This is a genomic window from Methylomonas sp. EFPC3, assembly GCF_029643245.1.
GTDB classification, from domain to species: domain Bacteria; phylum Pseudomonadota; class Gammaproteobacteria; order Methylococcales; family Methylomonadaceae; genus Methylomonas; species Methylomonas koyamae_B.
The window spans coordinates 1,860,682-1,884,549 of record NZ_CP116398.1; the positions used below are offsets into that span (position 1 = coordinate 1,860,682).

23 protein-coding genes and 1 pseudogene are annotated in these 23,868 nt (G+C 55.0%); 15 read left to right on the forward strand and 9 right to left on the reverse strand.

All coding sequences use genetic code 11. The annotated features are described in order from the left end of the window. Positions 1 to 39: 39 nt before the first annotated feature. The 8 genes and pseudogenes from recO to smc all read right to left on the reverse strand — a co-directional run bounded on the left by recO (position 40) and on the right by smc (position 9,650). Positions 40 to 741, reverse strand: coding sequence for a DNA repair protein RecO (gene recO, locus PL263_RS08310; protein ID WP_278212862.1), 702 nt, complete (start codon positions 739 to 741; stop codon positions 40 to 42). Then, a pseudogene (era, locus tag PL263_RS08315) lies at positions 741 to 1,630 on the reverse strand (GTPase Era). The gene recO and the pseudogene era overlap by 1 nt, the downstream one beginning before the upstream one ends. Beyond that, positions 1,627 to 2,310: a ribonuclease III gene (rnc, locus tag PL263_RS08320; protein ID WP_140912386.1), complete on the reverse strand. Its 684-nt coding sequence runs from the start codon at positions 2,308 to 2,310 to the stop codon at positions 1,627 to 1,629. The pseudogene era and the gene rnc overlap by 4 nt, the downstream one beginning before the upstream one ends. Then, on the reverse strand, positions 2,307 to 2,684 hold the full coding sequence (locus PL263_RS08325; protein ID WP_140912387.1) for a DUF4845 domain-containing protein: 378 nt from the start codon (positions 2,682 to 2,684) through the stop codon (positions 2,307 to 2,309). The genes rnc and PL263_RS08325 overlap by 4 nt, the downstream gene beginning before the upstream one ends. A 78-nt stretch (positions 2,685 to 2,762) precedes the next feature. Beyond that, positions 2,763 to 3,539 carry a signal peptidase I gene (gene lepB, locus PL263_RS08330; RefSeq protein WP_278212564.1) on the reverse strand — a complete coding sequence of 259 codons (777 nt, stop codon included), beginning with the start codon at positions 3,537 to 3,539 and terminating at the stop codon, positions 2,763 to 2,765. Between the two features lie 12 nt (positions 3,540 to 3,551). Next, the gene (gene lepA / locus PL263_RS08335; RefSeq protein ID WP_278212566.1) at positions 3,552 to 5,351 is read right to left on the reverse strand and encodes a translation elongation factor 4; all 1,800 of its coding nucleotides are present in this window, start codon (positions 5,349 to 5,351) and stop codon (positions 3,552 to 3,554) included. A 67-nt stretch (positions 5,352 to 5,418) separates the two neighbouring features. Then, positions 5,419 to 6,150: a cell division protein ZipA C-terminal FtsZ-binding domain-containing protein gene (locus PL263_RS08340; protein ID WP_278212568.1), complete on the reverse strand. Its 732-nt coding sequence runs from the start codon at positions 6,148 to 6,150 to the stop codon at positions 5,419 to 5,421. Further along, complete coding sequence (gene smc / locus PL263_RS08345) at positions 6,150 to 9,650, reverse strand: chromosome segregation protein SMC (protein WP_278212570.1); 3,501 nt, start codon at positions 9,648 to 9,650, stop codon at positions 6,150 to 6,152. The genes PL263_RS08340 and smc overlap by 1 nt, the downstream gene beginning before the upstream one ends. A 218-nt stretch (positions 9,651 to 9,868) precedes the next feature. On the opposite strand from smc, the gene PL263_RS08350 reads away from it, so the two are divergent. Next, positions 9,869 to 11,053, forward strand: coding sequence for a GGDEF domain-containing protein (locus PL263_RS08350; protein ID WP_278212571.1), 1,185 nt, complete (start codon positions 9,869 to 9,871; stop codon positions 11,051 to 11,053). Between the two features lie 95 nt (positions 11,054 to 11,148). On the opposite strand, the gene PL263_RS08355 is transcribed toward PL263_RS08350, so the two are convergent. After that, positions 11,149 to 11,619, reverse strand: coding sequence for a hypothetical protein (locus tag PL263_RS08355; RefSeq protein WP_278212572.1), 471 nt, complete (start codon positions 11,617 to 11,619; stop codon positions 11,149 to 11,151). A gap of 159 nt (positions 11,620 to 11,778) precedes the next feature. On the opposite strand from PL263_RS08355, the gene queF reads away from it, so the two are divergent. The 14 genes from queF to PL263_RS08425 all read left to right on the forward strand — a co-directional run bounded on the left by queF (position 11,779) and on the right by PL263_RS08425 (position 23,868). Further along, the gene (gene queF / locus PL263_RS08360) at positions 11,779 to 12,168 is read left to right on the forward strand and encodes a preQ(1) synthase (RefSeq protein WP_278212573.1); all 390 of its coding nucleotides are present in this window, start codon (positions 11,779 to 11,781) and stop codon (positions 12,166 to 12,168) included. An 11-nt stretch (positions 12,169 to 12,179) separates the two neighbouring features. Then, complete coding sequence (locus PL263_RS08365; protein ID WP_278212574.1) at positions 12,180 to 12,464, forward strand: EscU/YscU/HrcU family type III secretion system export apparatus switch protein; 285 nt, start codon at positions 12,180 to 12,182, stop codon at positions 12,462 to 12,464. Continuing rightward, positions 12,461 to 13,321 carry an archaetidylserine decarboxylase gene (gene asd, locus PL263_RS08370; protein WP_278212576.1) on the forward strand — a complete coding sequence of 287 codons (861 nt, stop codon included), beginning with the start codon at positions 12,461 to 12,463 and terminating at the stop codon, positions 13,319 to 13,321. The genes PL263_RS08365 and asd overlap by 4 nt, the downstream gene beginning before the upstream one ends. Positions 13,322 to 13,436: 115 nt before the next feature. Further along, a complete protein-coding gene (yajC, locus tag PL263_RS08375) occupies positions 13,437 to 13,781 on the forward strand; it encodes a preprotein translocase subunit YajC (protein WP_140912397.1) in 345 nt (114 codons plus the stop codon). Positions 13,782 to 13,857: 76 nt separating this feature from the next. Continuing rightward, on the forward strand, positions 13,858 to 15,705 hold the full coding sequence (secD, locus tag PL263_RS08380; protein ID WP_278212578.1) for a protein translocase subunit SecD: 1,848 nt from the start codon (positions 13,858 to 13,860) through the stop codon (positions 15,703 to 15,705). Between the two features lie 135 nt (positions 15,706 to 15,840). After that, positions 15,841 to 16,272, forward strand: a complete 432-nt coding sequence (gene ndk / locus PL263_RS08385) for a nucleoside-diphosphate kinase (RefSeq protein WP_140912399.1) — start codon at positions 15,841 to 15,843, stop codon at positions 16,270 to 16,272. Further along, positions 16,247 to 17,359 (forward strand): 23S rRNA (adenine(2503)-C(2))-methyltransferase RlmN, encoded by a 1,113-nt coding sequence (gene rlmN, locus PL263_RS08390; protein WP_278212581.1) that lies wholly within the window; start codon positions 16,247 to 16,249, stop codon positions 17,357 to 17,359. The genes ndk and rlmN overlap by 26 nt, the downstream gene beginning before the upstream one ends. Continuing rightward, entirely contained in the window at positions 17,349 to 18,107 is a 759-nt protein-coding gene (gene pilW / locus PL263_RS08395; RefSeq protein WP_278212583.1) for a type IV pilus biogenesis/stability protein PilW, read from the forward strand. Before rlmN ends, pilW begins: the two co-directional genes overlap by 11 nt. Positions 18,108 to 18,122: 15 nt before the next feature. Then, positions 18,123 to 19,418 carry a histidine--tRNA ligase gene (hisS, locus tag PL263_RS08400; protein ID WP_278212584.1) on the forward strand — a complete coding sequence of 432 codons (1,296 nt, stop codon included), beginning with the start codon at positions 18,123 to 18,125 and terminating at the stop codon, positions 19,416 to 19,418. Positions 19,419 to 19,442: 24 nt separating this feature from the next. Then, positions 19,443 to 20,096, forward strand: a complete 654-nt coding sequence (locus tag PL263_RS08405; protein WP_278212585.1) for a tetratricopeptide repeat protein — start codon at positions 19,443 to 19,445, stop codon at positions 20,094 to 20,096. A 28-nt stretch (positions 20,097 to 20,124) separates the two neighbouring features. Next, the gene (bamB, locus tag PL263_RS08410; RefSeq protein ID WP_278212586.1) at positions 20,125 to 21,336 is read left to right on the forward strand and encodes an outer membrane protein assembly factor BamB; all 1,212 of its coding nucleotides are present in this window, start codon (positions 20,125 to 20,127) and stop codon (positions 21,334 to 21,336) included. Positions 21,337 to 21,340: 4 nt separating this feature from the next. After that, positions 21,341 to 22,732 carry a ribosome biogenesis GTPase Der gene (gene der, locus PL263_RS08415; RefSeq protein ID WP_278212587.1) on the forward strand — a complete coding sequence of 464 codons (1,392 nt, stop codon included), beginning with the start codon at positions 21,341 to 21,343 and terminating at the stop codon, positions 22,730 to 22,732. 27 nt (positions 22,733 to 22,759) lie between these two features. Beyond that, entirely contained in the window at positions 22,760 to 23,257 is a 498-nt protein-coding gene (gene tpx, locus PL263_RS08420; RefSeq protein ID WP_278212588.1) for a thiol peroxidase, read from the forward strand. Positions 23,258 to 23,559: 302 nt separating this feature from the next. Continuing rightward, positions 23,560 to 23,868: a hypothetical protein gene (locus tag PL263_RS08425; RefSeq protein ID WP_140912407.1), complete on the forward strand. Its 309-nt coding sequence runs from the start codon at positions 23,560 to 23,562 to the stop codon at positions 23,866 to 23,868.

Genomic DNA, 23,868 nt, shown 5'->3' on the forward strand with positions numbered 1-23,868 from the left:
CTCTTAAATCCGAGGAAAAAATCCGCGAAAACCATTCGGTTATAAATGTTTGATTATTTTGGCCAGCACTGCGCGACTACTCAGCTGCCGCCCTTGCAAGTGGACGTCCAACATTTTCCTGAGCAGGACTTTGGCTTCGACCAACGCCTCAGCCGGCAATGCCGCCCTGCCGGCTAACATCGCCAGCGTGTCGCCGCCGACCGCGCCGCCGCCGGCCTGTTCCATGCCGTAATCGGCAATAAAATCGTAGCGCCGGCCGGCGACAATCGGCTCGCCGCTGACATCGTAAGCCAAATCGGCGGCATAGCCGGCCTCTCGCAACAAATCCAGCTCGAAATAGCGCAAAGTTTGCTCGATATTCCGAGCATCAGACAATTCGCGCAGACATCGCCGGTAAAGCGCGAAAATTCCCGGTTGGGGATCGGCTTTCTGCACGAAGATACCGACCAATTCGTTGACATAAAATCCGCAGTACAAAGCCAAGCTCTGTAACGGATAACTGTCGACATATTCAGCGTCGGCCAGGACTTTCAGTTCGTGTTTGCCGACATAAGACAGCTTCAATGCCGAAAACGGCAGCAGCAGGCCGGCCGTCTTAGACTTCGGTTTTCTGACCCCTTTGGCCAATATCGGGACCAAGCCGAAATCGCGGGTGAATACGTCTAACAACAGGCTGGTTTCCCGATACGGCCGATGTTGCAACACGAACGCCGGCTGCAAATGAACCGCACCACCATCCATCACTCACCGAAGTCGGTAAAACCCAAACTCTGCAAGGCCCGCTCGTTATCCGACCAGCCTTTTTTCACCTTGACCCATAACTGCAGATAGACTTTTTGGCCGATCAATTTTTCGATATCGACTCGAGCCTCGCTACCGACCTTTTTCAGCATCTCGCCCTGTTTACCGATGACGATACTTTTCTGGCTGTCGCGCTCAACTAAAATCGCCGCGTAAATTTTGCATAATTCCGGGTATTCTTCGTAGCGCTCGATTTCGACAGTCAATGCGTAAGGCAGCTCGTCACCCAGACGCCGGGTCAATTTCTCGCGAATGATTTCCGCGGCAAAAAACCGCTCCGGCCGGTCGGTGATTTGGTCCTCCGGGTAAATCGGCTCGGCCTCGGGCAATAAGGCCATGATTTGCTGCTCCAGCACATCCAGATTGGTATTCCGTAAGGCCGACACCGGCAGAATGTGTTGGAACGGATACTTAGCCTGGGCCTCGGCGAAAAACCGCAGCACGGCATCCTTGTCCTTGAGCTTATCGACTTTGTTGACCACCAGAATCACCGGCAAACCGGCCCGCTCCAGCTTCTTGAAAATTTTCTCGTCGTATTCGTGCCAATACAAGCCGTCCAATAACCAGACCACGACATCGACGCCCAGCAGGGTGCTGTCGGCGGTTTTGTTCAGGTAACGGTTCAAGACTTTTTTTCGTCCTGATGCATGCCCGGCGTATCCATGAAAATCGCCTGACCGGCCTCGGTGGTTTTGATGCCGAGAATCCGATGCCGGGTGGTTTGCGGCTTGCGGGACGTGATGCTGAGCTTTTGCCCCAGCAAGTGGTTCATCAACGTCGACTTGCCGACGTTGGGCCTACCGATCAGAGCGACATATCCGCAGTTCATTTAGCCTTGGTTTGCAAAAGGTTCAACATATTTTCCGCCGCGGCCTGCTCGGCCTTTTTGCGGGAGATTCCGACACCGTTGCAGGTCTCGGAAGTGACCACGACGCTACATTTGACTTCGAAAGTCTGGGCATGGTCGGCGCCGGACATGCCGATCAATTCGTAAACCGGCAAGGGCTTGCGGCCGGCCTGCATCAACTCTTGCAGCCGGGTTTTCGGATCCTTGTTCCAATCGTCGACTTTCAAATCTGCGAACTTATCGGCAAACAGGCGCAGTATCCATTGCCGGCAAGTGTCGATGCCCTGATCTCGAAGCAACGCGCCCATGATAGCTTCCAGCGCATCCGACAAAATCGAATCGCGACGAAATCCGCCGCTCTTCAACTCGCCTGACCCCAGGATCAGATAGTCGCCGAGATTATGCTGTCTGGCCAATTCGGCCAGCGAACTTTGATTGACCAGACTAGCCCGCAAACGGCTCAGCACGCCTTCGCCGGCGTCGGGAAACAACTCGTACAATTGCTCGGCAATGACGAAGCCGAGTACCGAATCACCCAGATATTCCAACCGTTCGTTATTGCGGGCACCGACGCTACGGTGGGTCAGCGCCATGCTGAACAACTGCGGATCGTTGAAGGTCAATCCGAGTTTTGCCGAGAGAAGTTCGGGTTTCTTAATCACTTGTTGCCGGCTTCGAATCCTTCATGGAATTCGACCAGTACACTCAGATTACCCATGATGTGCTCCACCCGCTCGTAGTCGATTTCGACCCGGACGTAACCCGGTTGCGCCACGATCGTCACGTCTTCGGGCTTGACATGTTCGACATAGTTCATATCGAACCGTTTATCCAGACTGGTCTTGATCTCGGATTTAGACTTGGTGACGATATCGGTCGTGTTTTCGATCGCCTTGATCGCATTGACCACACGGCTGTGATTGATATAAATCGGCGCAATCTTCAGTATCAACAGCGTAAAGAAACCGATCAATGCCAAAATGAAGGCTATCGACAAAAAGGTCAGGCCTTGCTGTTTTCGGGGTAAAGAGCGCATCGCGTCCTCCTAAAAGCTTAAACAACGGGCGCATATCTGGCATCAATGCACACCGCTAAACCGTCCGGTAAGCCCGGATTACTGCAATACTGTCCCCAGACGGCCGAAATCGATGCCGTTATTTTGCCAATCCCAATTCATCCAGATAAAGAACGCTTTACCGACCAGATTGGCTTCGGGTACATAGCCCCAGTAACGGCTGTCGTTACTATTGTCGCGGTTGTCGCCCATCATGAAGTACTGTCCGGGTGGTACCACAAAGACGTCTTCAACCGTGGAAGCTCCAGGCGCCACCAGGATGGAATGTTGCACGCCGGTCAAATCTTCTTCCAAGCGCTCGGCACCGGTCATATTGGCGCCTTGACCGACACCCTGGTAGCGTCCTAACGAAACTTGTTTAATCGGAGTACCGTTTACGTAAAGTTTCTTGTCGAAATAGGCGATTCTATCGCCGGGCAAACCGATCACCCGTTTGATGTAATCGACTTCCGGTTGCTTCGGGTAACGGAATACGACGATGTCGCCGCGTTTCGGCTCACCCATTTCAACGACTTTGGTATTCAATACCGGCAAGCGGATACCGTAACTGAATTTGTTGACCAGGATGAAATCGCCGACCAGCAGCGTCGGCATCATCGACCCGGACGGAATCCGGAACGGCTCGACCAAAAACGAACGCAGCAATAGCACGATCAAGACCACTGGAAAAAACGAACGGGCGTATTCGACCAACACCGGTTCCTTTTCGGTTGGGTACGGCAAACCGGCGCGCTTCAAATACAGGCTGTAGCCACCCCAGACGATACCGGTGACAAACGTGGCGGCGACCAAAAAAAATGAAAAATCGTAATCCATAAACTATTGCCGTTACTCTTTATTGACTTGCAACACCGCCAGAAACGCCTCCTGCGGAATCTCGATACTACCGACCTGCTTCATCCGTTTCTTACCGGCTTTCTGCTTTTCCAGCAGTTTTTTCTTCCGCGTGATATCGCCGCCGTAACATTTGGCCGTCACGTTCTTACGCATGGCCTTGACCGTGGAGCGGGCGATGATTTTGGAACCGATCGCGGCTTGGATCGCGACTTCGTACATTTGGCGCGGAATCAAATCCTTCATTTTTTCGACCAAATCGCGGCCGCGGTTTTGCGCCTGGTCGCGGTGGACGATAATCGACAACGCGTCGACCTTGTCGCTGTTGATCAAAACATCCAGTTTCACCAACGGCGCCGGCTCGAAACGGAGAAATTCGTAATCGAACGAAGCGTAACCGCGGCTGACCGACTTCAAGCGATCGAAGAAATCCAATACCACTTCGCTCATCGGCAACTCGTAATTCAACGAAACCTGACCGCCGACATACTGCATGTTCTTTTGGTTGCCGCGCTTTTCGACGCATAGATTGATCACGCTGCCCAAGTAGGTCTGCGGCACCAGAATGTTGGCCAAAATGATGGGCTCGCGAACCTCTTCGATGGTGCCGGGATCCGGCAACTTCGCCGGGTTATCGACCATCATCACTTCGCCGTTGTGGGTCTCGACTTCATAGACCACGGTCGGCGCGGTCGTAATCAGATCGATGTTGTATTCGCGCTCCAGCCTTTCCTGCACGATTTCCATGTGCAACATGCCGAGAAAGCCGCAACGAAAGCCGAATCCCAGCGCCTGCGACGTTTCGGCTTCGTAATTCAATGCCGAATCGTTCAGCCGTAATTTGTCCAAAGCCTCGCGCATGGCGCCGAAATCGTCGGAACTGACCGGATACAGGCCGGCAAATACCCGCGGCTGCACCTTTTCGAAACCGGGCAAGACTTCGCCGGCCGGATTATCGGTCGCGGTAATGGTATCCCCGACCGGGGCACCGAAAATGTCCTTGATACCGGCGACGATAAAACCCACCTCACCCGTTGCCAGCTCTGGCTTTTCCAACTGCTTGGGTGTGAACACGCCCAGTTTGTCGACGGGATAAGACTTGCCGGTCGACATCACGGTGATCTTTTGTTTACGCCTCAACGAACCGTTGACGATGCGTACCAACGACACCACACCAAGGTAGTTGTCGAACCAGGAATCGATGATTAAGGCCTGCAGCGGCCCGGCTTCGTTACCGCTTGGCGGCGGAATTTTTTGGATCAGTTGTTCCAGCACCGACTCTACATTCAGGCCGGTCTTGGCGCTGATCTGACAGGCGTCGTCGGCCGGAATGCCGATGACGTCTTCGATCTCGGCCATCACCCGCTCCGGCTCGGCCGAGGGCAGATCGATCTTGTTCAATACCGGTACCACTTCGAGTCCCTGCTCGATCGCGGTGTAGCAGTTGGCGACACTCTGCGCCTCTACACCTTGAGCGGCATCGACGACCAGCAAGGCACCTTCGCAGGCAGCCAAGGAACGCGATACTTCGTAGGAAAAATCGACATGGCCCGGAGTATCGATGAAATTCAGTTGGTAGGTTTCGCCGTCGCCGGCCTTGTAATCCAGCGTAACGCTCTGCGCTTTGATGGTAATGCCGCGTTCCCGCTCCAGATCCATAGAATCCAGTACTTGAGCCTCCATCTCCCGGTCGCTGAGTCCGCCGCAAATTTGAATGAACCGGTCCGCCAATGTCGATTTCCCGTGGTCGATATGGGCGATGATGGAGAAATTTCTGATATGTTTTTGATCCACTTAGCTTCTTGATAATACGTTGGGTTGCAATAACTTACGGCGGCTGCCCTGCCGCCGGATGGCGGGTTCAGGCAGTAGCCAATATTTCCCGGAATTGGGCAACGGTTTCGGCGGTCAGCGGTTGCCGTTGATTATCCCAAACCACGCCGTCGAGGGCGTCGGCCAGGGTATCGATGGTTTCCATGAAATCGTCGAATACGGCCAACGGATTGTCGACTTCGCGCGGCTGCATAAAAAAGACAATGCCGGGGCAATAGAAATCGTCCAATCCGGTGTCGGGAAAGGTACCGGGATCGACCATGCTGGCCACCGCAAAATCCACCATCCGATTCGCGTCCACTCGCTCGAACACTCTGACGCTACCGTAACGCAAACCGACTCGTTCGAAGGCGTCGAACAAGTCTTCGCCGTTGAACCCCTGATCGGCGCGAGCGACGATGCTGAATTCGATCAGAATCGGCAAATGGGAGCGGCTGGCAGCGGGCGCGGGAACAGCAACCGCTTTTTCCGGTTCCCGCCGCGCGGCAACCGCGGCTTTTGGCGACGGCTTGATAGCTTTGTCATCTAACAACGCATCTCCATCAACCAAGTCGTCTCCCAAAGCAAACACGCCGAGGCCGTCTTCCTCGTCCTCAACGGCAAATTCGTCCACAGTTCTGTCGTCGTAAGAGTCTTCGTCGTAGTAATCGTCGGCGGCGCGTTTATAACGCAACGATTTGACGAAATGCCACAACACCATGCCGATCATCACCAGCACGCCGATCAAAATAATCACGACTCTTAATAATTCTTTATCCATCAGTTTTCCGCCATGCTTACCGCTTCATCAATATCCACCGCCACCATTCGGGATACCCCGGGCTCCTTCATGGTAACACCTGCCAGATGTTTTGCAATTTCCATTGTGACTTTGTTGTGTGAAATGTACAAAAATTGGACGGTTGCCGACATGTCTTCCACCATCTTCGAAAACCGCACGACATTGGCATCGTCGAGCGGCGCGTCGACTTCGTCCAGCAAGCAGAACGGCGCCGGATTCAGCTCGAAAATGGAGAAAACCAAAGCCACCGCGGTCAGCGCTTTTTCGCCGCCGGACAACAAATGGATGGAACTGTTCCGCTTTCCGGGCGGCCGGGCAATAATATTGACGCCGGCTTCCAGCAAATCGTCTTCGGTCAATTCCAGATAGGCCTGACCGCCGCCGAACAAGCGCGGGAATTTTTCTTTGAGACCGTTGTTGATCTTGTCGAAGGTTTCCTTGAAACGCTGCCGGCTCTCCCGGTCGATCTTGCTGATCGCCTGGTCCAAGGTATTCAGGGCGTCGACCAGATCGTCATGCTGCTCGTTCAGGAACTTCATCCGCTCCGACTGGGTTTTGTATTCCTCGATCGCCGTCAAGTTGATCGAACCCAAACGTTCGATTTGTTCGGCCAGATCGTCGACCTCGCGCTTCCATTGACTCTCGCTGGCGCCCTCGCGCAAGTTGGCCAGTATCACCTCCGGATCGGCATCCACTTCAGCTAATTGTTCAGCCACGGTTTGCTGCCTGACCTTACTGTCCTGCTGCTCGAAACGAATTTGATCCAGCGCTTCCTTTTGCTTCTCCAACGCACGCTGGGTTTGCGAATATTGTTCGGCCAACTGGCTGACGGATTGTTCGCTAGCCTGTTGCGCTTGGCGCTCGGCGCGCAGGCCATCCTCGAATTGTTGTTTTTTTTCCAACAACTCTTCCAACTGCATACGCTCCTCGTCCAACGGCGCCAGCGCATAGTGCAATTTGTTTTCCAACTCGACGATCCGGTCGGCCGCTTGCTGATGCTGCACTTGCAGGCGCTCGATCTGCTTGGCAGTCAGGATTTCCGAGGATTTCAAGGATTCGATCTGGGCATGCAAGCGGTGCAAATGTCGACGGGCCTCATCCACCGAAGCGTCGGTGTTCTGCTGCCGGGCTTGCAACTCCTGGCTGAGCCGCTCCAAGTCGGCCTTACGGTCGCCCAAATCGCCCAAAGCCAGCTCGGCATCCTGCTTGGCCAATTCCGCTTCCGAGATACTCTCGACCACCTCAGCGAGGTGCTGGCCGATCTCGTCGATTTCATGGTCCAACTGTTCCAGACGACGCTTTTGTTGTTCGAAACGCGCGGCCTGGGCGCTATATTCGGCGCTTTTTGCCGAGAACTCGGCACTCAGTAATTTCTCTTTCTGCTGGTATTGCTCGCGATGGCTTTCCGCAGCCTTCAAGTCGTGTTCACAATGTTCCAATTGCTGTTCTTGTTCGGCAATCGCCATTTGCAATTCGGCTTGCCGCAATTTCAACTCGCGGAGCTCTTTCTCCCGATGCAAGACACCCGCCTTACTATCGCTGCCGCGGCTGACCTTGATCCAGTCGCGGCCCAGCCAGGTGCCGTCCGGCAGCACCACCGACTCGTGCGCCTGTAGCGGCAGTTGCCGCGCCTGCCGCATCGAGTCCGCGCAATAGATTCCGCTCAACAAACTGTCCAGCCGCCAACGGCTGCGGACCTTGCCGGCCAAGGTGTCAGCCACCGCCGATGCGGGCGCGGCAGCCGGGTGAGTTTCGAACACGATCAGCGACTGCTTGTTCAGCTCTTGCAGCTCGGCCAAAATTGCATCGGCGCTGTCGATACAGATTGCTTCCAGATAACTGCCTAACACGGTTTCGGCCGCCGTTTCCCAGCCTTCGTCGGCTTCGACGAATTCCGCCAGCCGCGGCTGCTGTTCCAAGCCCATTTGCTCCAGCCAGACGCCGAGTTCTTTCTTATCCTTACCCATCGCATGTTGCTGCAACAATTCCAGCGAACTGATCTTGCCATTGACCTTTTGCAATTCGGCGCGGTCGGCGTGCAACTGTTCCTGAATCTGTTTGATTTCCGGCCGCAACTCGCCGATACGTTGCAGCACAGCATCCAAATCCTGCTGTAGCTGCTGGCGCTCAGTCTCGATCAGCTCGATGCTGCTATCCAGCGTTTCCAATTCCAACTGCAACCGGGTATCGGTCAAACCGTGGCGTTCGCTGTGCAATTTATCGAGCCTTGCCTGCAATTGCCGACTCTGGTTTTCCAACTGAACCAGCTTGGTCCGCTGCACTTCGACTTGCTCCCGGTAACCGGCGTTTTCGGCCAGAAAAGCCTCCCACTGCTGTTGCCATTGCTGTTTTTGTAGATGTGCGTCCTGTTGGATACCCAGCAAATCCTCTTCACGTTCCTTGGCAACTACCATGGTTTCTTCGGCTTCCAATAGTGTCTGCCGGATCTCCTCGAGTTGTTGCCTATCTTGCTCGCATTCGACCTGCGCTTGCTCCGCTTGCTGCTTCAAGCGCTCGATCTCGACCAAGGTTTCTTCGTGGCTCTTCTGATTATGTTTGATGGTTTGCTCGAGACGGCTGACTTCGGCCACCAGCGTGGTGTATTCAGCTTGGGTCGAGTCCAGATGCTGCTGCTGAGCTTTTTGTTCGCTACGCTTCAGCTCCATCGACTTCTCGGTATCGCGCAACAACACAAACAAACGATTGTGTTCTTCAGCGACGCTTTGCAACTTGGCTTCGAGTTGTTGCGCGGAACGTTGAAAATTGCGCCAGCGCATCGCCAGCAATTCCTGTTTGAACTGGCGTTCCTGTTTTTTCAATTCGGTGTATTTCTCGGCCTTTTCCGCTTGCCGAGCCAGGTTTTTGATCTGCTTTTCCACCTCGTCGCGCAGATCGTTCAAACGCTCCAGATTTTCCCGGGTGTGACGCATGCGGGTTTCGGTTTCCGAACGGCGTTCCTTATATTTGGAGACACCGGCAGCCTCTTCGATGTGCACGCGCAAATCTTCCGGCTTGGCTTCCACCATCCGCGAGATCGTGCCCTGCTCGATGATCGCGTAACTGCGCGAGCCCAGACCGGTGCCCAAAAACAAATCGGTGATGTCTTTGCGCCGGCATTTGGAGCCGTTGAGCATGAACAGCGACTGGCCGTCGCGGCTGACTTGGCGCTTGATCGAAATCGTCGCATATTTGGCATATTCGCCGCCGGCCTTGCCTTCGCTATTGTCGAATACCAGTTCCACCGAAGCCACGCTGACCGGCTTGCGGCCGGATGAACCGTTGAAAATAACGTCGGCCATATTGCCGCCGCGCAAGTGCTTGGCCGAACTCTCGCCCATGACCCAGCGCACCGCGTCGATGATATTGGACTTGCCGCAACCGTTAGGCCCGACGATCGCGGTCAGATTGCCGTTGATCGGAATCGTGGTGGGATCGACGAAGGATTTGAATCCAGAAAGTTTGATTTTCTCCAGTTTCATGACTGGTTGGCGCGTGCAAGACCGGCTACAAAACCCCGCATTATCCCCGAAATGGGGCGACGATTGGAATGGATTTTACCCCTCGAAGCGTTGCATCAGCATTGCAATCGAATCGCGCTATGGGTTTTATCGCTTCACGTGCGAAAATTTTAGCAGTCCTCCGGCCGCCCAGTTTCAGGGCCGAAGCATTGTTAACCCGCCACTAACGGATTGCTTTGATGAACCTCGACCTGCGCACGATGATGGTGATGATTGCCGTGCTCAGCTTTTTACTCTCCATCTTGCTATTGGTCGCCAGTCTGCATGCTCGCGGCATACGGGGCTTGAGGCACTGGTCAATGGCCAGCCTGTTCATCAGTTTCGGCGCCGGCCTTGCTTATCCGGCACTGACTCCGCAACCGGGCTGGAACATCGTTGCCGGCGCATCGTTTCTGGTCATCGGCTCGGCCTTGCAATTTCTCGGAATTCAAGCCTTCAAAAACCGGTCCTGCCGATGCGGTTTGCTATTCGCGGCAGTAGCATCGGTGATCGGCGTCAGCGCTTGGTTTACCTTGTTCGAACCCAATACCCAATTGCGCGCCAGCGCCAATTCCCTGATTTTCGCCGGAATCAATTTCGCCTGTGCTCGCTCGTTGCTGATTCCGCTCGCTTCCTATCAGAGAACCGCGCATTGGTTGACGGGTGCCTCTTTCGCGGCGCTGGGTTTGGTTTATGTCGCCAGGGCGGTGTCGATATTTTCCTCCCCGGCAGCAGATTACGGCCTGTTCAATCCAATGCCGCTTAATCCGGTCATGTTTTTTGCCGGCAGCGTCATCCAGTTGTTTCTCAGCTTCGGCTTTGTCCTGATGGTGAACTACCGGATGGCGGCCGAACTGGAAAACCTGGCCGCGATTGACGCCCTGACCGGCGCCTGGAACCGGCGCAGCCTGGATCTGGAATGCCAACGCCTGCTAGCGCGAAGCGCGCGGCGCAAAGAAGCCTTGGCCGTTTTGATGCTGGATGTCGACTATTTTAAAAACATTAACGATGCTCACGGCCACCAAGCCGGCGATCAAGTCTTGATACAATTGATAGAAAACGCCAAGCGCCAGATTCGTGGCGAGGATTATCTGGCGCGCTACGGCGGCGAGGAGTTCTGCCTGATCCTGCCCTGCACCAACGAAAAGGAAGCCCACTGTCTAGCGGAAAGACTGCGGCAAAGCCACGCCACCCAACCGACGCAGTGGCAAGGACAAACCATAACCAGCACCATCAGCATCGGGATTGCCGGTTCGGACAACATCGGCTTGAATTTTTCCGCGTTGTTGCAGGCTGCCGACACAGCCTTGTATCGCGCCAAGCAAGCCGGACGCAACAGGGTGGCCAATTTCTCGGATATTTCGTTGTTGGACTTGGGCGAGTAGCTCGGCAAATATCGGCCCGGACCGGCGATTGATGCCAGCGCGGCAAAGACGAAGCAACCGGCTTTTCGCTAGCCGGTTGCTTCCGGATAAGAAGATCAATTCAACAATGTGCGCACGCGGTCGGCGGAGGTATTACCGTGGGCGGCCACGACTTGCCCAGGTTGGCGGCTGATCCCCGAAATCAAGTCTCCTAGCGCTTGCTGGGCCTGATCTCGACTGGCGATTTGCGGACGTTCAATCTCAGGAATCTGGGCAAATGAGGCCTGCGACCGTTTTAAAGACTCCTCCGACAGCACCAGCGTATCGCCGGATACCGCTTGATTTTTTTGCGGCGGCACGTTCTGTTCGCTTGTTTTGCGCCGCTCGGCGAGTTCATCGGCTGCCGTTCTGCGCGAAGCCGCCACCTGGTTCAATGCAACGTTTTGCTGGGAATGACTGGGATTAATTTCCATAATCGCCTCCAAGTAACTGAATAAAATCGACCAAAACAGAGCTTCTGGCTGCCAGACTTTAGATTCTAACTCAAGCCCGGGACTTTGCTGACTATTTTGTTTCGGAGTTTTCAAGAAACAGCAGCGATTACCGCGGCATACATAAAACGGTGTTCAGCGCCCCTGAGTTACGTACTGACGAAAAGGTTATTAGTCCGCCTCCTTAACTGGTAAAATTTCGCCTTTGCGGCAGATTGTTCGCGGCAAATTTTCATTACCCGAGTAAAAGACACGATGACCACCCGACCCAGCTCAGATTTGACCACTTTCGAAAACCCGCGTCCGACCCGAGATTTCACGATCCGGATCGACATTCCGGAATTCACCTGCCTGTGCCCGATGACCGGCCAGCCGGATTTCGCCAAACTGACGATAGAATACGTGCCGGACCGACTCTGTGTGGAGTTGAAATCCCTGAAACTTTACATGTGGACCTTTCGCGAACTCGGTGCGTTTCATGAGGCCGTCACCAACGAAATTCTCGACCACATCGTCGCAGCGATTTCGCCCAACTTCATGCGCCTGCGCGCCGAGTTCAACGTGCGCGGCGGCATTTACACCACGGTAGTCGCCGAACATCGCAACCCGAATTGGCAAGCACCGGCGCCGGTAGCATTGCCTTAGCCTGAGGCCTCGTGAGCGGCAGAACCTTTTACAACGCCGACATTGCCGTCGCCCTCAAGTACGACGGCAAAAACGCGCCCAGAGTCACCGCCAGAGGCGAAGGCATTACCGCTCAGCAAATCTTGGCCATCGCCGAAAAGCACGGCGTCCCGTTGCAAAACCAACCGGAATTGGCGCGGATATTGGCGCAGATTCCGCTGGGCGAAGAAATCCCCCAACAACTTTACGTCGCCGTTGCCGAAGTCATTGCTTTCGCTTACTTTCTCAGCGGCAAATTACCCGATCCCGAACCATGAGCTTAAAACAGATTTGCACCGTCCTGCCTCAATACGCCCTCCCCCATCACTTGCTTTCAGGCTGGATGGCCAAATTGACCCACTGCCGCAACAAAACCTGGAAAAATCTGTTCATTCAAGCCATCAGCCGGGCATACGGCGTCAATCTGGAAGAGGCCAAAGATCCCAATCTTGACCACTACGCCAACTTCAACGAATTTTTCACCCGCGAATTGAAAGACGGCATCCGGCCGATCGCGGCCGCGGCAGATGCAATCGCCTGCCCGGCCGACGGCGTAATCAGCCAAGTCGGCACAATTCAGGATGGCCGTATTTTCCAGGCCAAAGGTCACGAATATTCTGCCTTGGAATTGCTCGGCGGCGACGCGGAGCGCTCAGCCGCTTTCGAACACGGCAGCTTCGCGACGATTTATTTGTCGCCCAAGGACTACCATCGACTACACATGCCCTTGAGCGGAACGCTAACGGAAATGGTACACATACCGGGCCGCCTGTTCAGCGTCAACAACGCCACGGTTGAGACCGTACCCAATTTGTTCGCTCGCAACGAACGCGTAGCCTGCTTGTTCGAAACCGAGGCCGGTCCGATGGCGTTGGTACTGGTCGGAGCCATTTTCGTATCCAGCGTCGAGACGGTCTGGCATGGCGTGGTAACGCCGCCGTCGATCAGCGCGCCGCGGACTTGGCAATATCCGGACAAGCCGCCGATGATCGACAAAGGCGCCGAAATGGGCCGCTTCAATATGGGATCGACCATCATCGTCTTATTCGGCAAAGACGTTACCGCTTGGAACGGCGAGTTACAGGCCGGCCGCGCCGTTAAGCTCGGTGAAGCTATCGGCCGCGTTTTGAAATAAGCCGCAAGGTTCGCAATTGCCCGCCGGCATGGGTTTAGCCGGCCTAATGTGGCATAATGGCCGCTTGTCCGCCGAGCCGGACCATTAAAACAACGACAACAACACGAGGATTAATATGAGTTTTTTGATTTCCGACGCAATGGCTCAGACTGCGCCTGCCATGCAACAACCGGGTTTCGAGGGCATGCTGTTTCCGCTGGGCATTTTGATATTTTTCTATTTTCTGTTCATACGCCCCCAAGCCAAACGCAATAAAGAGCAGAAACAAATGCTGGCGGCACTGACCAAAGGCGCCGAGGTGGTCACCAGCGGCGGTATTCTTGGCAAAGTTGCGGAATTGGACGATAACTTCGTCAAACTGGAAGTCTCCGACAATAGTTTCATCCAAGTGCAACGCCACGCCATTGCCAGCATGATGCCCAAAGGCACTTACAAAACCTTGAACAACAAAAAATCCTAAACCCAACCGCCGCAACCCGTTTACTTCCCGCTCTTACCCGCAACAGTCCGGCTGTTACTGCTTTAACGGAATAACCATGCAAAATCATTTCCCTGTCTGGAAAAACACTCTGGTGCTGATCATCCTGCTGATCGGTACGATTTACGCGTTACCCAATATCTACGGTAACGACCCGGCAGTACAACTGGCGTCCTCCACTTCGGCGCCGTTGCAGCAGAACCAGGCCGACGATGTTGCCGCGACGATTAAAAACGCAGGTTTCACGCTGAAAGCGTTCGAATTCGAGAACGGCAAAATCCTGGCCCGGTTTAACAACACCGACGAGCAAATGAAAGCCGCCGATCTGTTGCGCGAGCAATTGGCGGACAAAGCCACCGTGGCGTTGAATCTGGCCCCCGCTACGCCGGACTGGCTGCGCGCACTGGGTGCGAATCCGATGCATCTGGGCCTGGACTTGCGCGGCGGCGTGCATTTCCTGCTGGAAGTGGACATGGACAGCGCCTTGAAGCAGGCGGAAGAACGTTACACCAACGACATCCGTACCGCGTTCCGCGACGCCAAAGTTCGTTACCAGTCGGTGACCAAAGAAGACCAAGGCATCAAAGTCGTGCTGCCGAACGAAGAATCGCGGGTTGCCGCGGCTGCAGTGTTGAACAAGGATTTCCGCAATCTGGCATTGGTGGAAAGCGGGCCGAACGAATTCACTCTGTCCATCCCGGAACGCGACCTGCGCGAGATCAAAAAATCCGCCCTGGGCCAAAACATCACCACGCTGCGTAACCGGGTTAACGAATTGGGCGTAGCCGAACCGATCATTCAGCAACAGGGCGACAGCCGTATCGTCGTTCAATTGCCGGGCGTACAAGACACCACCCGTGCCAAAGAGTTGCTGGGCACTACGGCGACCCTGGAATACCGTTTAGTCGACGTCGAACACGACGTGCAATCGGCTTTGAGCGGACACGAACCGGCCGGCAGCCGCTTATATAAAGATAAAAACGGCAATCCGGTGTTGTTGAAACGAGCCGTCATCGTCACCGGCGACCAGATCACCGACGCTTCGTCGGGTCTGGATCAGGACGGCCAGGCCGCAGTGTTCATTACCTTGGACGGCGCCGGCGCCAAGAAAATGGGCAAGATGACCCAGGAAAATATCGGCAAGCCGATGGCCGTGGTGTTTATCGAGTACAAATCCGAAACCCGAGTGGTTAACGGCGAAAAAGTCCAGCACAAGGAAAAAGTCGAGAAAGTCATCAGCGTTGCCACCATCCGCGACAGCTTCAGCAAGCGTTTCCAGACCACCGGCCTGGACAGCCCGGAAGAAGCCCGCACGCTGGCACTGTTGCTTAGAGCCGGCGCGCTGGCGGCTCCGGTCGAAATCGTCGAAGAACGCACGGTCGGTCCGAGTCTGGGTCAGGAAAACATCGACCAGGGCATGATGTCGATCACCGCCGGCTTCCTCCTGGTGGTATTTTTCATGATCGGTTACTACCGCGCATTCGGTTTGATCGCCAATTTCGCACTGCTTTTCAACGTGGTGTTGCTGATCGCGATCATGTCGGTGCTGCAAGCGACGCTGACCTTGCCCGGCATGGCCGGCATCGTGTTGACAGTCGGTATGGCGGTCGACGCCAACGTCTTGATCAACGAACGGATTCGGGAAGAACTGCGTAACGGTTTGAGCCTGCAAGCCAGTATCTTTACCGGTTACGAAAAAGCTTTCGCCACAATTCTCGACTCCAACGTTACCCATTTTATTGTTGCAGTGCTGCTGTTCGGTTTCGGCACCGGTCCGGTGAAAGGTTTTGCGCTGGTGCTGATGATAGGCATCGCCACTTCGGTATTCACCGCCGTGACCGGCACCCGCATGTTGGTCAACTGGTTTTATGGCGGCGACCGCCGCGACGGCAGAGTATCCATCTAAGCGATCCACAGATATAGAGCTCGGACTGCCGAGAGCAGTCCTGGCCGCATTATTCGGCAGGGCGTTATTCAACCCCTGCCGGACGCGATATAATACGAAAATCTTTTCTTAACATTAGCCTACGGGAGTTAAACAATGGCAATCGAACGTACTTTCTCAATCATCAAGCCTGATGCGGTCGCTAAAAACGTGATTGGGGAAATTGTCAGCCGTTTCGAAAAAAACGGTCTGCGCATCGTTGCATCCAAAATGCTGCAACTGAGCCAAGAACAAGCCGAAGGCTTCTACGCCGAACATAAGGAACGCGGTTTCTTCAAAGACCTGGTCAGCTTTATGACCTCCGGTCCGGTAATCGTGCAAGTGCTGGAAGGCGAAAACGCCGTGTTGAAAAACCGCGAGCTGATGGGTGCAACCAACCCGAAAGAAGCCGCGCCAGGCACCATCCGCGCCGACTTCGCGGTCAGCATCGACGAAAACGCAGTACACGGCTCCGATGCGCCGGAATCAGCAGCAAGAGAAATCGCTTACTTCTTCTCCGCCAATGAACTCTGCGACCGTATCCGCTAAACCGGATCCGATCAATTTGCTCGATTTCGACAGAAAGGGCCTGCAGGCCTTTTTTGTCGGACTCGGCGAAAAGCCGTTTCGCGCCACCCAGGTGTTGAAATGGATTTATCAGGAAGGCATCTCCAATTTCGATGAAATGACCAACCTGAGCAAGCCCTTGCGCGCTTACCTCAGCGAGCACTGCCAAATAAAAGCGCCGCAGATCGTCGCCGAACAATTAGCTAGCGACGGCACCTGCAAATGGGCGATGCAAATGCAGTGCGGTAACCGGGTCGAAACCGTGTACATTCCGGAAGAACGCCGAGCCACGCTGTGCATCTCGTCGCAAGTCGGTTGCGCACTGGCGTGCACCTTCTGCTCCACCGCCAAACAAGGTTTCAATCGCAATCTGTCGACCGCCGAAATCATCGGTCAGCTTTATTTGGCACAACAACGCCTCGGGCCGGACCGCCGTATCACCAACGTGGTGATGATGGGCATGGGTGAGCCACTATTGAATTTCGACAACGTCGTGGCAGCGATGAATCTGATGATGGACGATTTCTGCTACGGACTGTCCAAACGCCGGGTAACGATCAGCACCTCCGGTATCGTGCCGGCAATGCAACGTTTGAATGCGGTGTGCGACGTCAGCATGGCGGTTTCCCTGCACGCGCCGAATGACGCATTGCGCGACCAGTTGGTGCCGATCAACGTCAAATACCCGCTGAAAGAACTGATGGAAGCCTGCCGAGCCTACGCCAAGACCGGGCCGCGCAAACACATCACGTTCGAATACGTCATGCTGGACGGCATCAACGACAGCGAAGCCGATGCGCATACACTGGTCAAATTGCTGAAAGACGTACCGTCCAAATTAAACCTGATTCCGTTCAATCCGTTTCCGCAATCCCATTATCGCTGCTCGGCGCAAAGCACAATTTTGAAGTTTCGCGATATTCTGCACAACGCCGGCATCGTCACCACGATCCGCAAAACCCGGGGCGAGGATATCGATGCAGCCTGCGGCCAGCTGGTGGGACAGGTGCAAGACAAGAGCCGCCGCCACCTGAAACTGCAAGCCCAGGAAGCCGCGCATGTCAGTTAAGTCTCTGGCGGGTGCAGTCCTCTGGCTGATGGTAGCCGGCGGTTGCGGCCTGCTGCCGACCAGCCGCGAAACCATGAGCTCCGCCGACAAGGCCAAGCTAAATTTACAGATGGGTGCCCGTTATCTCGACATGGGCATGCTCGATGTAGCCAGAGAAAAGCTGGAAACCGCAGTCCGCCTCGACTCCAGCAATGCTGAAATCCATAACACGCTGGCAGTATTTTACGAACGCATCAAGGACTACGACGCAGCCGACGACAGTTACCGTAACGCAATGCGCAAGGATCCGGAAAGTTTCAGCATCAAAAGCAATTACGGACGCTTTTTGTGCGACCGGGGCAAATACGACCAGGCATTCGAGTTACTGAACAACTCTTTGGAATCGCCGATGAACAATCGGCCCTGGTTTGCATTGACCAATTTGGGTTTATGTCATGTCAAACAGAACGACTTTCGCCAAGCCGAAACCTGTTTCCGTCAAGCGTTACAAACCCAGCCGGACTATGCGCCGGCATTGTTGGAAATGCAGCGTATCAGCTACCAGAACCAGCAGTTCATGTCGGCTAGAGCCTTCATGGAACGCTATTTGGGTGTCGCCAAGCACACACCGGAAAGCCTCTGGCTAGCATTCCAAACCGAACGCGCGCTGGGCAACGGCAAGCTGGCCGAAGAATACCGCGAGCAACTACTCGGCTCGTTCCCCGCTTCCAAAGAAGCACAACAAGTTAAAACCGCGATCAGCAAATAGTCCCGCAGTAAACCCATGGCAAAACAACAACAGGCCATTCAGGCCATCCGCGGCATGCACGACATTCTTCCCGAGCAATCGCCTTACTGGCAATGGCTCGAAGGCCAGGCTCGCCAGGTATTGGCCGGATACGGCTACCAGGAAATTCGTCTGCCCATCGTCGAAAAAACCGAATTATTCAAACGCTCGATCGGCGAAGTCACCGACATCGTCGAAAAGGAAATGTATACCTTCGAAGACCGTAACGGCGATTCGTTGACATTGCGCCCGGAAGGCACCGCTGGCTGTCTGCGCGCCTGCCTCGAACACGGCCTGTTGCACAACCAAAGCCACCGCTTGTGGTATTACGGCCCGATGTTCCGCCACGAGCGCCCGCAAAAAGGCCGCTACCGCCAGTTTTACCAATTGGGTGTCGAGACTTACGGCATGCCGGGCCCGGATATCGATGCCGAAATGGTATTGTTGACCGACCGTTTGTGGAAACGCCTGGGTATTCGCGACATGGTGGAATTGCAAATCAACTCGTTGGGCACCAGCGAGGAGCGATTGGCTTACCGCGGCACACTAGTCGAATATTTCAAACAACATTTAAGCCTGCTGGACGAAGACAGCCTGCGCCGGCTGGAGACCAACCCACTGCGCATCCTGGATAGCAAGAATCCCGAAATGCAGGCGATGCTGCAACAAGCGCCGGTATTACTGGAACATTTGGGTGCGGAAAGCCTGGCCCATTTCGACAGCCTGAAAGCAACGCTGGACGACTTGGGTATCGTCTACACCATCAATACCCGACTGGTGCGCGGCCTGGATTATTATGGCAAAACCGTTTTCGAATGGGTCACCGAACGACTCGGCTCGCAAGGCACCATCTGCGCCGGCGGCCGCTACGACGGATTGATCGAGCAATTGGGCGGCAAAGCCAACCACGCGATCGGTTTTGCGATGGGTATGGAACGCATACTGGCCCTATTGGAGTTGCTGGAAACGGTTCCGGTGGAAGCCAACGTCGACGTATACATGATCCGGGTCGGCGGTGAGGCCGAAGCCGCCGGCATGCGCTTGGCGGAATCCATCCGCGATCAGTTGCCACATTTGAAGTTACAAGTCAATTGCGGCGGCGGCAGCTTTAAAAGTCAATTCAAAAAAGCCGACAAATCCGGAGCCGAGTACGCCATCGTCATTGGCGACGACGAGGCCGCCCGCGGCGAAGTGGCGTTGAAGCCCTTGCGCGCCGACCAGGAACAACGCACGCTCGACCATAACCAACTCCTGCAAGCTCTGCGGGACTGGCATCAACCCAAATCCCTGTAACCTGGAAAGATAAGAGAAAGCACCGTGGCAATTTACGATACTGAAGAAGAACAACTGGAACAGTTGAAAAAATGGTGGGAGGCCAACCAAACATCGCTGATCGCCGGCGTGGCCACGGCGCTGGTATTGGTCGCCGGCTGGAATATGTGGCAAAACCATCAGACCAGCCAGCGCAGTCAGGCGTCGCAAATGTACCAGCAGATGCTGGAAAGCGCCGCCAAGGACAATAGCGAATCAACTGAAAAGCTGGCAGAACGCCTGCCGACCGAGTTTGCTTCCACTGCCTACGCCAATTACGCCCACCTGCAACTGGCCAAAGTCAAAGTGCAGAAAGGCGATCTCGAAGGCGCTAAAGCCGTTCTGAAACAGGCAATCCAGACCGCGCACAGCGAACCGCTGAAACACGTAGCCCGCCTGCGTTTGATCCAGCTGATGCTGGCCACCAGCCAATACGAGCAAGGACTGCAACTGATCGCCGAAGTCGACCCGGCCAAAGCCGAAGGCTTCTCGGCCAGCTACGACGAATTGCAGGGCGATCTGTACGTCGCATTGGACCGTATCGACGAAGCGCGTAGCGCTTACCAAAGTGCGATCAGAACCGGCCAAGCCACGCCGCTGACTCAATTCAAATTGGACGACGTCGCCGCGCCTGCGGTTGCGCCGACTGCCGCCAATTAACGCTGTTGAACACGGTTTCGTTTAGGCCATGCAAATAAGGAAAGCCAGATACCTGACCCTCGCCACCCTGCTCGCCGGCCCGCTGGTATTGGGCGGATGCGCCGGCCTGGATGCCGGTCGGGATTTCATCTCCGGGATAACGGACTATGTAATGGGCGACGACGATAACGCCGATCCGCCGGCCGCACTGCAGGAATACACCCCGGAACTGCAACTGGAAACGGTCTGGAAGGAATCGGTGGGTACCGGCGCCGACGAAAAGTATCTGAAGTTGATCCCTGCTGTGGCCGACGGTACGGTTTACGCCGCCGATTATAAAGGCCATCTGCAGGCGCGCAACGCCGCCAGCGGCAATCTGGCCTGGGAAACCGATACCGAATACAGTTTCTCCGCCGGGCCCGGCTTGGGCGTGAATACTGTGGTGATGGGCACCAACACCGGCGAAGTCATCGGCTTCGACCGAGCCAGCGGCGAACAGCGCTGGAAAACCGACGTGCCCAGCGAAGTCCAGGCCACTCCGGTAGTCAGTCGCGGCACGGTGATTATCCGTACCACCGACGGTAAAATCATGGCTTTGCGCGAAAGCGACGGCGGATTGCTTTGGACTTCCGAACACAGCGTTCCCGCTTTGAGCATTCGCGGAGCCGGTACGCCGCTTATCATTGACGGCAACGTGATTGCCGGCGCCGCTAACGGCAAACTACAAGCCTTACAACTCACAGACGGCAAAGCGGTTTGGGAAGCCACCATTGCGATTCCCAGCGGCCGCTCCGAAGTCGAACGATTGGTCGATCTCGACGCCGATCCGGCCGCCAGCCGCGGTGCAATCTATGTCGCCAGTTTTACCGGCGGCGCTTCCTCGGTTTCCGAAATCGACGGCGACGTGTTGTGGCGCAATGAAGCCGTGTCGTCCTATACCGGACTCAGCCTGGATTACCGATACATTTATGTCAGCGATACCCAAGGCGACGTTTGGCAGCTAGACCAACGCAGCGGCGCTTCGTTGTGGAAACAAAAGGATCTGCATAACCGTCACCTTACCGCACCGGCGGCTTACCAAAGTTATGTCGTGGTCGGCGATTTCGAAGGCTACGTCCATTGGCTGTCGGTGACAGACGGCCGCCAATTGGCGCGAACCCAAGTCAGCAAAGCGGCGATTGAGGCCAAACCGGTAGTCGTGGACGACACTGTTTACATATATGCCAAAGACGGCACCCTCGCTGCGTTAAAGGCCCGATAATTCGATGTTACCCGTTATTGCTCTAGTAGGCCGACCCAACGTCGGCAAATCCACCCTGTTCAATTACCTGACCCGTAGCCGCGAGGCGCTGGTAGCCGATTATCCGGGCTTGACCCGGGACCGCCAATACGGCCGGGTCAAACGCGGCGAGCGCGATTGCCTGGTGGTCGACACCGGCGGTATCACCGACGACCAGGAAGGTATCGACGCCTTCGCCAAGAAGCAGGTCGAAATTGCATTGCAGGAAGCCGACGTCGTGTTCTTCATGGTCGACGCCCGCGACGGCATCAATGCCTCCGACGAAGCGATCGCCGATATGCTGCGCAAGCTCGGCAAACCGGTGGTATTGGTCGTCAACAAAATCGACGGTATCGACAGCAATACGGTCACCCACGATTTTTACAGCCTGGCGCTCGGCGAACCGGTACCGATTGCCGCCAGCCACGGCCGCAACGTGCACGAATTGTTGGGCCGGATCGACGAGTTGTTGCCGCCCCAAGCTGACGAGATTCAGGAAGAAGATCCCGGCATCGCCATCGCCATCGTCGGCCGGCCCAACGTCGGCAAATCGACGCTGGTCAACCGTTTACTCGGGGAAGAACGCGTCGTGGTGTTCGACGAAGCCGGCACCACTCGCGATAGCATTTACATCCCATTCGAACGCGACGGCAAGAAATTCACGCTGATCGACACCGCCGGCATGCGCCGCCGCTCCCGAGTGGCGTTGACCGTGGAAAAGTTCAGCATCATTAAATCACTGCAAGCGATCGAAAAAGCCCATGTCGTGATCTATTTGATCGACGCCCGCGAAGGCGTTACCGACCAGGATGCGCATATTCTGGGGTTGGTATTGGAAGCTGGCCGCGCATTGATTATCGGACTGAATAAATGGGATGGCCTTAACGCCGAGCACCGCGAGTTCGTCAAAAAGCAAATCGAAATGAAGCTGTCGTTTCTGGACTTTGCCGAAAAGCATCCGATTTCGGCCTTGCACGGCAGCGGCGTCGGCAAATTGTTCGATGTCGTGCACAGCCTGTACGACTCGGCGATGGTCGATATGTCGACGCCGTTATTGACCCGAATCCTGACCGACGCGCTGGCGGCGCATCAACCGCCGCTGGTCGGCGGCCGTCGAATCAAATTGAAATACGCCCACCAGGGCGGGCGCAATCCACCGGTGGTAGTGATTCACGGCGTACAGACCGATGCCCTGCCCGGCGCCTACAAACGCTATTTGATGAACTATTTCCGCGACCAACTGCAATTGAAAGGAACGCCGGTGCGTTTGGTATTCAAATCGCCGGAAAATCCGTTTCAAGGCCGAAAAAACCCACTCAGCGACCGGCAGATCAAAAAACGTAAGCGTTTGATCGACTTCAGCAAGCGAAAGAAATAAAAATAATAACCTCCACAGGAGCCCAGAATGGCAACCATCACCTTCCAAGGCAAACCCATCAACACCGTCGGCGATTTACCCGCCGTCGGCAGTCCCGCCCCGGACTTTCTGCTTACCAACCGGAAAATGCAGGATGTCGGCTTGGCCGAATTTGCCGGCAAACGCAAGGTATTGAATATCGTACCGAGCCTGGACACGCCGACTTGCGCAGCATCTACCCGCAAGTTCAACGAAAAAGCGGCTCATTTACCGAATACCGTGGTGCTGGCCGTATCGGCAGACCTGCCGTTCGCTCAAGTCCGATTCTGCGAAATTGAAGGCATCAAACATGTGGTGCCGCTGTCCACGTTTCGCTCCAGTTTCGCCCACGACTACGGCGTCGAGTTGTTGGATAGCATTTTGGCCGGACTAACGGCACGCGCAATTGTCATTATCGACGAACATAACACGGTCATTTACACCCAGCTGGTCAACGAAATTGCCGACGAACCCGATTACGCCGCGGCGCTGGCAACCCTAAATTAGAAGCTTTAAAAAGCGGGCCATAGAAAATTTCAAAGAACTATCGCAATTCATTAAAATTCGGTAGCCTAAGCCCAATATTGTTAACTTAAGGTTTAGAACGGAACTTTATCTTACTCAGATTTATCTCAGGCCAAGATATCCGTGCGGTTTTGTTTCGGATATTTGAAGACAGACTGCACCAATCGTTGCCATTCAGACTAAGGACGAAATAACTCAACGGGCTTATCGATTACTGTTTTTCCCTATGGAGCGCACTGCCAAAAAAGTAGTTGCGGCTCGAGGAACCCAAGGTAGTGCTAGCAATGAATAGCGAATTCTCGGCTCGGCGTCGAACAGTACGCCGCCAACAGGAACGACGAACCAATCCGTACCCATTCAATTCGGAAGAATGGATTGCCTTCATTCAGCAACAATATTTACTGTGGCCCAAGTACGAACGCCGTATGGGCGAACGCCGGGTTGCCGAAAGACGCGAGACCGACCGCCGAGCAGGATTGCGAAAGGAATCTGAAGACGTCATTTTCCAGCGTACCCGCTGGTTTTCCGCAGAAACCATCCTGAACGACGATGAGAAACAAATGATCCAGGAATTGTTTGCGGAGGAAGAATAG

What these genes read in the sequence shown, in the direction of transcription:
- recO (WP_278212862.1), bottom strand. Translation starts at nt 741, where the DNA reads ATGGATGGTGGTGCGGTTCATTTGCAGCCGGCGTTCGTGTTGCAACAT.
- pilW (WP_278212583.1), top strand. Translation starts at nt 17,349, where the DNA reads ATGTCAGTTAAGTCTCTGGCGGGTGCAGTCCTCTGGCTGATGGTAGCC.
- PL263_RS08350 (WP_278212571.1), top strand. Translation starts at nt 9,869, where the DNA reads ATGAACCTCGACCTGCGCACGATGATGGTGATGATTGCCGTGCTCAGC.
- tpx (WP_278212588.1), top strand. Translation starts at nt 22,760, where the DNA reads ATGGCAACCATCACCTTCCAAGGCAAACCCATCAACACCGTCGGCGAT.
- hisS (WP_278212584.1), top strand. Translation starts at nt 18,123, where the DNA reads ATGGCAAAACAACAACAGGCCATTCAGGCCATCCGCGGCATGCACGAC.
- bamB (WP_278212586.1), top strand. Translation starts at nt 20,125, where the DNA reads ATGCAAATAAGGAAAGCCAGATACCTGACCCTCGCCACCCTGCTCGCC.
- der (WP_278212587.1), top strand. Translation starts at nt 21,341, where the DNA reads ATGTTACCCGTTATTGCTCTAGTAGGCCGACCCAACGTCGGCAAATCC.
- yajC (WP_140912397.1), top strand. Translation starts at nt 13,437, where the DNA reads ATGAGTTTTTTGATTTCCGACGCAATGGCTCAGACTGCGCCTGCCATG.
- asd (WP_278212576.1), top strand. Translation starts at nt 12,461, where the DNA reads ATGAGCTTAAAACAGATTTGCACCGTCCTGCCTCAATACGCCCTCCCC.
- rlmN (WP_278212581.1), top strand. Translation starts at nt 16,247, where the DNA reads ATGAACTCTGCGACCGTATCCGCTAAACCGGATCCGATCAATTTGCTC.
- smc (WP_278212570.1), bottom strand. Translation starts at nt 9,650, where the DNA reads ATGAAACTGGAGAAAATCAAACTTTCTGGATTCAAATCCTTCGTCGAT.
- ndk (WP_140912399.1), top strand. Translation starts at nt 15,841, where the DNA reads ATGGCAATCGAACGTACTTTCTCAATCATCAAGCCTGATGCGGTCGCT.
- queF (WP_278212573.1), top strand. Translation starts at nt 11,779, where the DNA reads ATGACCACCCGACCCAGCTCAGATTTGACCACTTTCGAAAACCCGCGT.
- PL263_RS08425 (WP_140912407.1), top strand. Translation starts at nt 23,560, where the DNA reads ATGAATAGCGAATTCTCGGCTCGGCGTCGAACAGTACGCCGCCAACAG.
- secD (WP_278212578.1), top strand. Translation starts at nt 13,858, where the DNA reads ATGCAAAATCATTTCCCTGTCTGGAAAAACACTCTGGTGCTGATCATC.
- lepB (WP_278212564.1), bottom strand. Translation starts at nt 3,539, where the DNA reads ATGGATTACGATTTTTCATTTTTTTTGGTCGCCGCCACGTTTGTCACC.
- PL263_RS08325 (WP_140912387.1), bottom strand. Translation starts at nt 2,684, where the DNA reads ATGCGCTCTTTACCCCGAAAACAGCAAGGCCTGACCTTTTTGTCGATA.
- PL263_RS08340 (WP_278212568.1), bottom strand. Translation starts at nt 6,150, where the DNA reads ATGGATAAAGAATTATTAAGAGTCGTGATTATTTTGATCGGCGTGCTG.